Here is a 12,517-nt window from a genome sequence, read left to right on the forward strand (position 1 = left end):
TTGACATATCACCGCTGTGCTAATAACTATTTACCAAATGAAATAATTGTACCATCAGGCGCTATGTCAATATATTTACCATTTTTCCTATATCTCACAACACCCTCAACTTCACCTGAAACTTTGCTTTTTGTCGCTCCCCTTAAATTTGACGCGAAGCCTTGAGACTTCCTAATCTATTGTGCTACATCTGTTGCACCAACATCATCGCCATGTTTCAAGAAATGGTAAACTAGTGAATCTTCAATTGAATCAAAACTTCCCTTACCCCATGAACCTACAAGATTTCTACCTACCTCTAATAGTTGGTTTCTTACATATTGCTTCGCATCAGCCTGTCCAAGATTCTTTAGTCCAGCAAAAGCAAAGCCTATTACCCATTTTCCACCTGTTTTTTCTAACCCCCACGGACTCCAGTTCACAGGATCCTCAAAACCTACTGCCTCTCTTGCTCCATCGTTAGAAGTATCATAAAAGTAAACACCTGTTATTTCACCATTTTCAATGATAAAATCATTATTATGGTTGGCATCATTTGCACTCCAGTTTTTATCCTTGTAATTATCCTTGTTGCTACATCCACCGGGATGTGCCCATTTTCCATCTTTAGATTCACACCAATGCCCTGTCGGGTCTATGAATCTAATTGGATTGTTCTGCACATACGTATACCGATTCAAACTAAGCGGATTATCCACTTGCCCCTTATACGTATCCTCCGAGATAAATCACTTTCACAACGATCAATGAAAATCCTTTCAATCAAAAATGAAACCCCAGACGAGTTGTTGATTACTCGTTTGGGGAAAAGTTTTAGATTTGTAGTATTATTTTTTTACTAGCGAAATCATTTGATTATCAAATTCAATCCTAAACGATGCACCAGAAGCAAATAGGATTTCATGTGACATTTTAGTTTCATCAACATCTAGCAGTTCATCATAACCCCATTCATCAAATCCACGAGTTTTAGAAAAATCACTGCTACCACTATTGTAGCTAAGTTGAATATCACTGACATGTCGGTATCTGATCATCCATTCTTCACGGCCATTAGTCAAGTTGATTTCAACATTCATTGGATATAAATTACCAATGTTGTCATGTACAATAGTTACACTTACGATTCTGAAACCATGAAAGGTAATTGAACTTAGAAAATCATAGACTTCCGGGGAAAAGCGATGCTTATTTAAAGCAAGTTTCGAAAAGTATTCTTCACAATTTTTATCCCACTTTTGATTTGCCTTTTCTCGTATTCCATCATTTTCACTGTTAATTTGCTCCCAAAGCTCAGCAGTAAAATACCTCAAATTTATTTCTCCCTTCTTAAGGAATTACAAATCGTACACGCACACCGGGGCTCATTCTAATATTAGGCGAGGTCATTTCCACAACTTGACCTGAAGGTATTAATACAGGTACAGTAAATCCCATCCTATAGGCGTCCATCTCAGCATATGAACTGAACCTTAATCCTGATTCTCCGTCGTAAATACTAAATTTTTGAGAATCATTATAGGCTTTTGCTTTGGCATTCCAGTCCCAACCAAATTTTTTCTTTAACTCCTTTTTCATAGAATTCGGAGGGTCTCCAGGGCTGTTTCTATTCTTATCATGAGGAGATCCGTCAGTATTCTGTGACCACTCTTGCCCCTTAGGACCAAATACATGGGCATGATCCTGAGTTGCTGTTCCGACCATACCTTTATCAAACCTTACTGACCACCCTTTTACTCCCATGTCAATTTCTTTACCGAACCTAATACTTCCAAGTCCCGGAACATAACCATAGGAATCCCAGTAATTAGTTTTATCAAGTGTTCCAGGGCCATTGATACCAATATAACCCGTTAATTTTCCTTTTGAAATAATTGGATCACCCGTTAAATCATTCCCTAGATACTTTGAAGTTGAGTTATTACATCCTCCTCCATGAGCGTTTTTACCATCAGCAGAAACACAATAATTACCTGTCGGATCTATGTTGTTTATCGGGTTGTTGTGAACGTAAGTGTAACGGTTTAGAGACAACGGATTATCCACCGCACCCTTATACGTATCCTAGTTAATAAACCGTTATTACTTCTAAAAATTTGGCGGCAACTGTTTACCAATTACCACCATTTCTACTATTCTATCATCCCGCTTGCTTTACTGGTACTTCGGGCATCACATACACCGCCTTTGTCCTCATGAGATAGTGAATGACGTTCACCAATTTACGCATGATACAGACAATCGCTTGCTGCTTCGTTTTCCCTGCCGCCATCTTCTCTTCATAGTAGGTGTAGAAATAGGGATTTCTCGGCTCCTTCTTCCCTCTAGTTACCGCAATTTGCCGAATCGCTATGCCCTTAATGATTTCATGCAGGACCCGATTCCCCTGTTTACTCTTGTAATTCCTGCTCTTACCACCCGAACCTGCAAAAATTGGGGCAATTCCTGCAAAACGCGCTAGCTTATCTGGCGTTGCGAAACGGTGAATATCACCAATTTCAGCTACCAACTCTGCCGCTGTTACAAGGTCTATCCCTGTCATCGTCTCTAATTGAAAGCCTAGTTCTTTCATCAATCCCCTAGTTTCTTCCTCTATCCTTTTCATCTCCATTTGGTTGAAACGGATCGTCCGTACAAGGCTCTTCACGATAAAATCCCGTTTTTCTTGATAGTCCCTCGTCGTATCGCCATCCTGCTGTACAATGGTAAGTATCTGCGCCGCCTTTTTGTTGGATAGCCCGTTGTTGCTCAACTTTCGCAAGAAGTACGCAAGATCATCTTCCGTCACTCGTTGCAGATGATTGGGCGATGGGTATTTCCACCAAAACGCTAACGCGGTCTTCCCATCTACCTCAGAGAAAAACTGCTTGTAGCTAGGATAATGGTAGCTCAACTGTTGGTGAATCTTTTGGTTGAGTGCCGTCTGGTTTTTTGCCACCCATTTCCTCTGCATGACCAATTGGCTAATTGCCCAGTAAAGGTCTACCGGCTTGGCATCGGGCAAGCGTTCCAGTTCATCTCGCAATACCCGTGCGACACACTCTGCATCCCAGCTATCTGATTTCTGTACCGTCACATGGCTTTTTCGTCTCGCTGTAGAGAGTTTGGGGTTCACTTCTTTTACCCACCATTGATTCTCGGTTAGGTACATTGCCAACGCTCGTCCGAAACCGCCCACATCCTCTAAACCGTACACGACTTTTGTCCCTCGCTTGGTATGCTTCTTCACTTCTTGCAGCAGTTCCGGAAAGGCGGAGGGCTTGTTGTTGAACTGGATTTCTCCTACCTTTGTATTCCAATGATCTACCATCACCGCTGTATGGTGCGCTTTGTGCAGGTCTACCCCTACGTACAAATACTTCTGTTGCTTGGTCATCGCCCTTCCCCCTTGGCTTTGTGGCATCGAATGGTTGCGGATGGGCGAGATTTTGCATCCTCCGATCAAGTAGACGAGCTACAAAGACACGTAAGCAAAAATCCAACCCATCCGCAACCACTCCATACCCACTGTTGTGAAATACGTCGGTTTTGAGCAAGTTTGCATCCTCAGTTCGAGCGGACAAGCCGCAAAGACACGCTAGCAAATTCTTGTTCACCATCCGTATTTCGTTGTTGAAAAATTCATTTGCCTAACATATATCAAAACTCTATCGTTTTTTAAGCGCAGCCAAAAATTTCTTTGATGCGTAGTGTACGATATTCTCCAAAATCTGCACAACCCCTATTTTTATTGTCGTTTTCCTTCGCGGGAAGAGCGTACACAGTACGAAACCATTGCCACATGTCGCTATGTCGTTTTCGTCTTACCACTTGTTGCCTGTTTCAAGCCGTATGCTGGGGCTTTTCTTTTCCTTCGTTTCTGAAAAGGTTTAGCTTGTCCGTTATCCCTTGCCATTCCGTTATCAACCTACGTTCGTCTTGTCGTACGGGCGTAAAGTCGCTTGGTACCAAGTTGCTATTACGAAAGACATCTGTCCCATGCCATGAGCAACCAGCTTGCTTTAGGTATCGAATATGCTCGTAAAATGTGGTCTGCTTCATTCCTGCTTTTACAATCGTCTCCCCGCATGCTGCCAATTCCAACCACGTATGAAACAAGTTCTTCCCTAGACGCTGTCCATACCGTTCTGCCAAATAGCGTTTGACGCTCTCATAGTTTCTAACGGTATTCACCCCAGTCACCCCAACACGTAGAAATGACCCGATCTCTTTGTCATATACGCGGTACAAATAATCCTCCGTAATCTCGCTAACCAGTGGTGGTTTTTTAAAATCATAATCCAGTTTCGGCGCCTTGATACTCACCTCTACACGCACCAGCTTGTCCGCAATATCTTGTAATTCCTTCAACTGCTGGACGCTCAACACTTTCCGCAGTCTCTTGGCATCGTGTTCCTTAAACTCTGTTCCTTTATGGTAAAATTTTAGGCATGTCGTATGCCCTCCAACCTCTATGCCATGTCCTCCATATCGGTGTATGGGACGTTTGCGGTAATATTCGCCAACCTGTAATCCCTTAAACCAATCCATACATGCCTCAACGGACTGCAAGTGAAACACTTCCGCCATATCTACCTTTCTCACGATCCAATCGTCAGCAGTGGGTAACTGTACACCAATCGCATCGCTAATGTAATCAACTAACCATCTGCAACAAGCTACAAAATTATCTGACCCGCCGTACACGTTATGCCCTGCCATTGCTTTATGCACGCTACATTCCACTGTCAAATACGGTTCACAGGTTATTTTTACTTGCTTCTTCTGTTCGTTGTCGTACTCCAGTTTATCCCACTTCACTGCCATCGAAATATCCGAATCATGCGAGCCTTTTAAATTCGCCGTTGTAAACTCTTGCTCGATTTCTCCGTATCCTGTACTTATCGTCTGTCTGCGCTTACTACGGTGCAACTGTTCTACCGCTGCTACCATTTCAGCGCTCAAACTTGGGGATACAATCTTCACCGTGTCTATTGCCATTCCCATTCGCCTCATTTCGTTGCTGTCATTTTGTAGAGGTAAGTGCGCTGCAAGATTACCTTTACCATTCATTTACTTGCTGCTATCGCCTGTAATTCAAGCAACAAGCTTACCTGCTACTTTGCTAGATCGTAGTGTTATGCGGTGATACTATACGAAATCCTCCTGCGCTTATCACCTTTTGAAGTTGAAAATACACGCAAAAAAAGCACTTGAAATCACTAATAAAAGTGTTTTTTCAAGTGCTTGAGTGTGTAAGGTTATCAAGATTCTAAGTTTGTTTGGAAAGGTAGCAATATCCATTAAAAACTATCGGTTACTGTACGGAGATTATGACACATGCTTTGTCTGGAGTCAATAACAACGTATGACTATGCGAGACGGTTCGCTCTCGTTTGCTTGCCCCCTCATCGGTGTCATTTGTGGTACACCAACGTGATAACGTCATCTCGCCCTATTCTCGTTGGGCTGCCGTTTTGCCATCCTGTATCCTAGTCGAGTACGCCCAACTCACGACGCATCTCGATTTCTATTTCACGCAACCGCTTTTGCTTTTTAACCAACTCCTCAAACCATTCCTTGTTCTTCATAGCTAATGCCATGTCGATCAACTCGTCATAGTCCTCTGAACACATCATCATTGGCTCTTTATATTCGCTCATTTGTCCATCCTCCCATCATTTATTGACGATTAGCTGATCTGTCTTGCCTTGTTCCACAACTGGCGGCTGATGATGCGAGGGAAAACGTCTTTTTGTCTAATGCCGTTCTGCTCCTTCTGCCCGTTGTAAGTGTTGAAACCTGTATACGTCTCATTGTTTAAAATGTTTTGCACCTGTACGACAGTCCAAGCCTTCCCTGTCTTGGTACGTATACCTGCTCGGTTCAACTTGCGAGCGATTTTATAGGGGTTATCCCCCTCTACATAGCGTTGAAAAATATGCTTTACCGTCTGCGCTTGCTCGTTATCTACTGTTATCGTTCCTTGCACTGCTCGATAGCCGTAAGCAGGTGCGCCGCCAGCGTATTTATTTTGTTTTGCTGTTGCAATCCGTCCGCCTTTTGTCCGCTCGTTGATGACCTTTCGTTCAAATTCACCGAAAGAGCCGATCATGTGCAGGAACATCATTCCTTGCGGTGTGGATGTATCGAAATGTTCCGTCACGCTAATAAAGGCAATGCCCCTTGGTTCCAATTCGTCCTCGATCAGATCAAGCAGATGTTTCAGCCGTCGGTGGATGCGGTCTGCCTTGAGGACAACGATACCGTCAATCTCATGTTCGGGTTCAAGTATGTATTGCACCATGTCCAGATAGCCTTTCCGTTCTTTCGTGCTTCCACTTTCGCCTTCGTCCAGTCCATAAAGATTCCTGCCAGTTCCCAACCTTGACTGATGCAATACGCCTCAATCTTCTTGACCTGCTCTGCAATGGAGGTATTCTCTATCTGGCTATCCGATGAAATTCGCACGTAGCCCACCAGCCTCTTAGTTGTCACCTTTCCCATGTTCCACGCCTCCTTTTGTGTAAACACTATACGACCCAGGTAAAGGAAATTAAAAGTCCTTTTTTCCTTGTTGCCAATCGCCTACCGTGATCGTGGTAAGCCAGCATCAATTTGATTTTTGCCAAGCCCCTGCCTCAACCGTAAAAAAGGGAGCGAACAAAGCGAATACTCTGTCTGCTCCTATCCTCATCCTTGAAACTTGGCTCTTGCCCGTTCTAGCACTTCAACCAACTGGTCTAACGCTCCGTCACTTTTCTGCTTCTGCATGTTGATAAGCTTGCCGTTCTCCCGAATGAGTGCTGCGATGTTCATCTGCACTTTGGTTATGGCATCTTCAATAGTTCGGATAGCGGCAGGGTTCGGCTTCTCCTTTTGTTCCTCCTGTTGAATACGAATCATCATGCGCCGAATGCGTAACTCAGAAAGCCGATATTCATTATCCACTTGTACATTCGGGTCGGTTGAAACCTGATGGTACAGCTCTCGTTCTTCTTCGGTTAGCGTATCCAGCCAGTTCGTTTCATACAGCCCGTGCTTCAGAGCGTTTTTGTTACCCTTCAGGCTCTCTCTATGTTTCGCCTTATCCTTCGGTCCCGTGGACTTCCCGCCATGCAATCGACAGCGACCATTTGCCAAAGCAGCTTTCTGACAAGGCTTGCTACTTCTTGTTTTTGCGCCGCATCGCTTTTTCTCCATCTTTTCACCGCCTAACCTCATCTCATAGAGTTTCGTTTCCTTGACCGGGGGGAGGGCATAGACTCCCCCCGGCCGTTTCTCTCTCCTAATCATGGTCAATTTGCATCTTTCATTTTGTTCTTTGCCTTTTGTTGCTGGAATACCTGAAACGCTTCATAGAATCCTGTTTCATTGAGGAAGTCGATATAATCCTCTAATAGATAAGCCAATCGTAGATTCGAGTCGTTTGCCATGCTTAGTTCTTCCCATAGGAACTTCTCATACTCGGTCATCTCGGTCATTTTGTTATATCCTCCTGTGATTGTCGTATTTGGTTTGTATCGTGGTTCCGTTCCTTGTCGGGTAAATTGTCCTTGCTCTGTTTGTTGATACCTCTTGCTCTCCGAGAGCGTTGGGCTGTGTGTGTTATTCCTTGGACTGTCTCGCCTTGCGTTCCCAATATCTGCGCTCGTACTCTTTTTGCTTCTCTTTGTTTTCAGGCTTCTGCCGCCATTTCCGTTGATACTCTCGTTGATAGTTCCGCCTGTATTGTCGGCGGGCTTCCTGTGCTTCGGGGCTTAGTTGTATCATGTATTAGACCTCCACGATCTCAATTACATCTTCATCATCCACGATTTCGATTATGATTTCGTCCTTATCTTGCTTGCTCATGTCTGTTTCCCTCCAATTCTTCCAGCTTCGCCACTTGATCGGCTAGCAACTGTTCGGTTTCTTGTATTCGTTCCTCTGCCCGTCGAATCATCACTGCTGCTTCTTCCTTTGCTTCCTCCAGTTCCTTATGCTGTCGACCTAACACGTTTTCGTTATACTGTATAATCTCCCTTAACCCAGATACTTCGCGTTGTAAATCCTCAATTCGGCGTATTGCTTCCAGCCTTGGGTGTCCGTCCTTCTGATCAGCCAACTGATCAAAATACTCAGCCTGTTCGAGCAGCTTGTTTACTTCTGTTGCTACTTGCGGGTCGGTACTACCACATCGTTTTAACTCGTCTGCCTGTTGCCGCAACTCTCGTGCTTTCTGGCAGTTGCCCCTCACTTCCTCTACTATCGCCTCATACTCCGCTTGCGCCTGAGCAAGTAAACCTACCTTTTCCTGTGTTTGTTTTGCCATATTCCTTTTCCTCCTTTGATTTTGGACATGCAAAAAGGCTCATTCCTCCTTATCGTTCAAGTGGGAATAAGCCTTTGAAAGTTGATCTAAGTGTATTTGTCAAGTTTTTTGTGTTTGGTTTATTGGTTATATTGTACGATCTTGCTACTTAGATGTAAAGCCGGTCACATTTTCGCCTCATAAATCGTGCAAAAAGGAGCCCCAGACGAGTTATTGGTTACTGGTCTGGGGTTTAGCTAAGTCTACTTTCAAATATTCAGTTTAGCCACTACTAGTTTTACCATCTCTTTGACGTCCTCTTCTTTATAAAATGCTTTTGGATCAAGTTTATGATCCTCCTCGAATGGAGAAAACCTCGAGGTAATATCCACCAGATTACGAAACATCTTACTCTCAAGTTCTGTTAACTCATCATAATCGAGATCAATGTTATAGGTATACGAAAATTCATCGCAGAATCTTGGTAATTCAATCTCATTATGCTGTAATAATTCAATTAGCCAATACAAGCGTTCCTTAGGGGTTCGTTCATGCATGTTCACTACCTCACTCCTAATCATTTTGGTATAACTGGTAGAGGCCCCATAGCTTTCCTAGCATATTCGAAATGATAAACCGTATTCGTTGCGGCATCATAAAGCACTTCAATGTTGTACTTATTACCGTTTCGATACATTACATCGTAATACATCTTAGCTTGGGAGCCTCTGGGGTCAGCAAATTCTTTACCGTATTTAATAACCGCCTGTTGAATTTGAACTGGCACAAACCTTCCGGCTTCATCCATATGTTGTGCAGCTTTGGCAGCGAAATTTAATCCTTCATCTAGCCTACTGAAACCTTTCCCCTTATTAAATATACTTCCTACGATAAACGCACCTTTTACTGCGGCTGCTTCACCTGGATAATCCCAAATAGCATTAGAGAAATCGGCTACAAAAGCCAATCCAGGAGCAGATTCTCTTGCCATCTTCATCACTTGCGAATCTGGAATCATTGCGTCCGAGGATTGCATAATATCTGACTTGGAATAGCCTGCATTAGTCATTTTTGCTCTTATATCATTAGCGTAATTTCCCCAGTACCTTTTCTCCCCTACCGTTTGTGCTAGTGCCCATTTATTCTTAGCTTCATTGATAACCCAGTTAGCGCCAATATTTTGCTCCCAATGCCCAGTAGGGTCTATAAATCGTAGCGGGTTATTTTTCACATACGTATACCTGTTGAGACTCAGCGGATTATCCACCGCACCCTTATACGTATCCTCCATGATAAAGCGGTCAATGGATAAAGGATTGGTGGCAACTCGTTAAAGCTACCACCCTGTAGTCTATGCCGCCCGTTCTGGAAGGACTGGCATTTTGTATTCCGTCTTGTACTTCATCATGCTGTAGATGACGTTGACCAGTTTCCGCATGACACAGATAATGGCTTGCCACTTGGTTTTGCCCTCTGCTAGCTTCTTTTCGTAGTACGCATGGTAGAGAGGGTGATTCGGCTTCTTCTCCCCCCTCGATACGCCAAGCATACGAATAGCGAGATTGTAGAAGATGTCATACAAGCTACGGTTGCCTAGCTTGCTCTTACGAGCCTTCTGCTTGTTCCCTGAACTATGCTGAACGGGTGCTATCCCTGCAAAGTTGGCTAGCTTGTCTGCATTAGAGAAGCGTGAAATGTCACCAATCTCTGCAATCAGTTCCGCCGCCGTTACTGTACTGATTCCGTGCATCGTTTCTAGCTTGTAATCGAGTATAGCCATATGTTTCTTCAACTCAGCGTCAATCTGGTCTAGCTGACGCTCACGAATGATGATGTCTCGAACCACATCTTTCACTAGGAAGTCATTGGCTTCTTGATAGCCCTTCGATGTGTCACCGTCTTGTTCTACTAGAGAGAGAATCTCCTCTGCCTTCTTCGTGGATAAGTAGCGATTACTTTTCTTGTAAAGGAAGTTAGCAAGTTCATCCACGCCCACCCCCTTCAAACAACTGGGAGAAGGATATTTTCGCCAGAAGGCTAGTGCTGTTTTCCCGTCCACCTGTGAAAAAAACTTCTTGTAACTTGGATAGTGATAGCCTAGCAATTGGTGAAGCTGTAGCTTGATTCCCGTCACAACGCTTACGATATTGGCTCTTCTCGTTACCAGTTGGGAGATTGCATAGTAGAGGTCAAGCGGATTAGCGTTTGGCAATGTATCCAAGTTGGAAATCAAGATACGAGCCACACATTCAGCATCCCAAGCATCTGTTTTCTTGTTGTTTGGACTGCTTCTCCGCATGGATACCGTAAGTGCAGGATTGACAGCTTTCACTTCATATTTGTTTTCGATAAGGAACATGGCAAGCCCTCTTCCGTAGCCGCCCACATCTTCCAGACCGAAAATAGGTGTCAGACCTTCCTTTTTGGCAATCTTGTTTACCTCTTTTAGAAACACAGGGAAAGCAGAAGGCTTGTTGTCAAACTTCAATTCACCCAGTTTTTCATGCAGGCAATTCATCATGATAGCTGTGTGATGATTCTTATGCAGGTCTACGCCAATGTAAAGCAATGTCAATTTACGATTCATGATTCATTCCCCCTCGTCTTAGTTGTTTTCAGTTGTCTATGCAAAGAATGTCAGCACCCTCCGAACAAGCGTTAATCATGGAAATGACCACGCACGGATACGTCAGCTAGTACATTCTCTGTTAAACAACTGAAAAGGTTCTAAATAATCGGTTGATGTATGCCTTGTGATTCAATGTGACCGTATGTATACTGCCCTTTGTAGAAGCCCTCACGGTCTAGGATTCGTTTCACCTGAACTTTTGTAAATGACTTGCCTTGTGCGGTTCTGTAACCCTCCACGTTTAGCTGTAGAGCCATTTGGGAGAGTGACCATGTTTGATACTGCTCACGTATGGCAAACAGTCTCCTAACCGTTTCTGCCTGTTTCTGGTCAATCTGTAAGGCCTTCTGACCTTTTGGCACTGAGTAGCCAAAGGTTGCCCTTCCTCCTGCATAGCCGCCCTGCTGCGCCTTCTTGTTACGTCCTCTGCCTAGCTTGAGGGCGATTTCTAGCCGTTGGTACTGGTCGAGCAGTTCCATCAGCCCGATAATCAGGAAATCGCTCGGGTCTTTCTTGTGGATGCTGTAGGTCGGTTGTTCAATGCTTTTCACATCCACGCCGTATTTCTTGAACTCCCGATGAACTAGCACCTTTACGATGTCAGACCGCCATAGTCGGCTTGTGTTGAGGACAACGACATAATCCACCTGATGAGTAGAGAGGGCGACTAGCATGTCCTGAAAGCCCTCCCTGTCCACTTCTAGGGCATCCTCATCTACTTTTGCTCCTGATATGCCTTCATCACAAAACACATGCAATAGATTCCATCCCTGTTTCGTACAGTATGCTAGGATTTCATCCTGTTGGTACGCTAGACTGTAGCCGTCTTTGGCTTGTCCTTGTGTAGAAACCCTGACGTATCCGATGACGTTCATGCTCATTTCATCCCCCACCGTTACAGAAATTCAGATTTTTGTTACGCTTATGACTACCACAACACCATAGTAGTACTGTTAAGACTACCGGTCAATGCTTTTCAGTAAAGTCCATGCTATATTAGTGTCATGATATTTAGTTCGGGGGAGCACTTATGAAAATCAGATTACGTTTAAAGGAAATTCTTGCCGAGAAAGGTATCTCACAAAGAGAACTTGCTAGGATGATGGGAATACGCCATCCTACTATCAACCATCTTTGCTCTGATAACGTGGACAGGGTTTACATTCGTACACTGGAACAAATTTGCGAAGCCTTGAATATTACCGTTGACCAACTCATTGTTTCGGTAGAAGATGATGATTCGACGGCCAAGGAAAGCAGTTGATTGTAACATCGCCTGTATAGCCTTCTATGCGACTCGTAGAGCCACGATGTCGATGTATCTGGCTATTTCCCCTACACTTTCATAGAAGCGTGTGTAAAAGCCTTCCATGCGTTCTCTGAGCCATTGAGACGCCCGACGGGGCAGGGGGTGAGCGGCGGCGGAACGCTATCTTTGATTCTTGAGTATAGTATCCGTAAAAGAGTTATCCGCCATATTTACCAATCCCCTCCAAGAATAAAGAATCTCCCCCGAAATCGCAGACCGCCGCACGGCGTGTCTGCTGTTTCTTATTCAAATGATTCTTCTCATGATTCTTCTTTATTGAGTATTGTTAATGACTCAACTTTCGCAG

At 44.0% G+C, this 12,517-nt stretch carries 16 protein-coding genes and 2 pseudogenes; 2 read left to right on the plus strand and 16 right to left on the minus strand.

All coding sequences use genetic code 11. From position 1 onward, the window contains the following. Window positions 1-620 precede the first annotated feature (620 nt). From EDM52_RS25645 to EDM52_RS08465, 16 genes and pseudogenes are all read right to left on the minus strand, one after another. Window positions 621-728: pseudogene (locus EDM52_RS25645) on the minus strand (RHS repeat-associated core domain-containing protein); the annotation flags it as partial. Between the two features lie 99 nt (window positions 729-827). Beyond that, complete coding sequence (locus EDM52_RS08405) at window positions 828-1,313, minus strand: hypothetical protein (protein ID WP_122908563.1); 486 nt, start codon at window positions 1,311-1,313, stop codon at window positions 828-830. 16 nt (window positions 1,314-1,329) lie between these two features. Continuing rightward, a complete protein-coding gene (locus EDM52_RS08410; RefSeq protein WP_122908564.1) occupies window positions 1,330-2,034 on the minus strand; it encodes an RHS repeat-associated core domain-containing protein in 705 nt (234 codons plus the stop codon). Window positions 2,035-2,140: 106 nt separating this feature from the next. Further along, window positions 2,141-3,376: an IS110 family RNA-guided transposase gene (locus EDM52_RS08415; protein WP_122908565.1), complete on the minus strand. Its 1,236-nt coding sequence runs from the start codon at window positions 3,374-3,376 to the stop codon at window positions 2,141-2,143. Between the two features lie 446 nt (window positions 3,377-3,822). After that, on the minus strand, window positions 3,823-4,980 hold the full coding sequence (locus EDM52_RS08420; protein ID WP_183184912.1) for a phage/plasmid replication protein, II/X family: 1,158 nt from the start codon (window positions 4,978-4,980) through the stop codon (window positions 3,823-3,825). A 491-nt stretch (window positions 4,981-5,471) separates the two neighbouring features. Beyond that, window positions 5,472-5,642, minus strand: a complete 171-nt coding sequence (locus tag EDM52_RS08425) for an IDEAL domain-containing protein (protein WP_122908567.1) — start codon at window positions 5,640-5,642, stop codon at window positions 5,472-5,474. A 29-nt stretch (window positions 5,643-5,671) separates the two neighbouring features. Further along, window positions 5,672-6,283 carry a recombinase family protein gene (locus tag EDM52_RS08430; protein ID WP_245996707.1) on the minus strand — a complete coding sequence of 204 codons (612 nt, stop codon included), beginning with the start codon at window positions 6,281-6,283 and terminating at the stop codon, window positions 5,672-5,674. Further along, entirely contained in the window at window positions 6,205-6,486 is a 282-nt protein-coding gene (locus EDM52_RS25135) for a recombinase family protein (protein WP_245996712.1), read from the minus strand. The genes EDM52_RS08430 and EDM52_RS25135 overlap by 79 nt, the downstream gene beginning before the upstream one ends. A 186-nt stretch (window positions 6,487-6,672) precedes the next feature. Beyond that, window positions 6,673-7,182: an HGGxSTG domain-containing protein gene (locus EDM52_RS08435; RefSeq protein WP_148038734.1), complete on the minus strand. Its 510-nt coding sequence runs from the start codon at window positions 7,180-7,182 to the stop codon at window positions 6,673-6,675. Window positions 7,183-7,277: 95 nt separating this feature from the next. After that, complete coding sequence (locus EDM52_RS08440) at window positions 7,278-7,463, minus strand: hypothetical protein (protein WP_122908569.1); 186 nt, start codon at window positions 7,461-7,463, stop codon at window positions 7,278-7,280. Window positions 7,464-7,587: 124 nt separating this feature from the next. Further along, window positions 7,588-7,752: a hypothetical protein gene (locus EDM52_RS24560; RefSeq protein WP_183184914.1), complete on the minus strand. Its 165-nt coding sequence runs from the start codon at window positions 7,750-7,752 to the stop codon at window positions 7,588-7,590. Between the two features lie 64 nt (window positions 7,753-7,816). Further along, on the minus strand, window positions 7,817-8,293 hold the full coding sequence (locus EDM52_RS08445; protein ID WP_122908570.1) for a hypothetical protein: 477 nt from the start codon (window positions 8,291-8,293) through the stop codon (window positions 7,817-7,819). 248 nt (window positions 8,294-8,541) lie between these two features. Beyond that, on the minus strand, window positions 8,542-8,829 hold the full coding sequence (locus EDM52_RS08450; protein ID WP_122908574.1) for a magnesium and cobalt transport protein CorA: 288 nt from the start codon (window positions 8,827-8,829) through the stop codon (window positions 8,542-8,544). Window positions 8,830-8,849: 20 nt separating this feature from the next. After that, window positions 8,850-9,578 (minus strand): annotated as a pseudogene (locus EDM52_RS08455) (RHS repeat-associated core domain-containing protein); the annotation flags it as partial. A 45-nt stretch (window positions 9,579-9,623) separates the two neighbouring features. Continuing rightward, a complete protein-coding gene (locus EDM52_RS08460) occupies window positions 9,624-10,859 on the minus strand; it encodes an IS110 family RNA-guided transposase (RefSeq protein ID WP_122908572.1) in 1,236 nt (411 codons plus the stop codon). 140 nt (window positions 10,860-10,999) lie between these two features. Continuing rightward, window positions 11,000-11,776 (minus strand): recombinase family protein, encoded by a 777-nt coding sequence (locus tag EDM52_RS08465; RefSeq protein ID WP_122908575.1) that lies wholly within the window; start codon window positions 11,774-11,776, stop codon window positions 11,000-11,002. Window positions 11,777-11,931: 155 nt separating this feature from the next. On the opposite strand from EDM52_RS08465, the gene EDM52_RS08470 reads away from it, so the two are divergent. Together EDM52_RS08470 and EDM52_RS24920 are read left to right on the plus strand one after the other, a co-directional pair. Then, the gene (locus tag EDM52_RS08470) at window positions 11,932-12,165 is read left to right on the plus strand and encodes a helix-turn-helix domain-containing protein (RefSeq protein ID WP_122908573.1); all 234 of its coding nucleotides are present in this window, start codon (window positions 11,932-11,934) and stop codon (window positions 12,163-12,165) included. Window positions 12,166-12,312: 147 nt separating this feature from the next. Continuing rightward, window positions 12,313-12,517, plus strand: a 205-nt coding sequence (locus tag EDM52_RS24920) for a hypothetical protein (protein ID WP_221175542.1), incomplete at its 3' end; no start/stop codon positions are given.

Origin of the sequence: Brevibacillus invocatus (assembly GCF_003710915.1) — a bacterium.
Classification (GTDB): domain Bacteria; phylum Bacillota; class Bacilli; order Brevibacillales; family Brevibacillaceae; genus Brevibacillus; species Brevibacillus invocatus.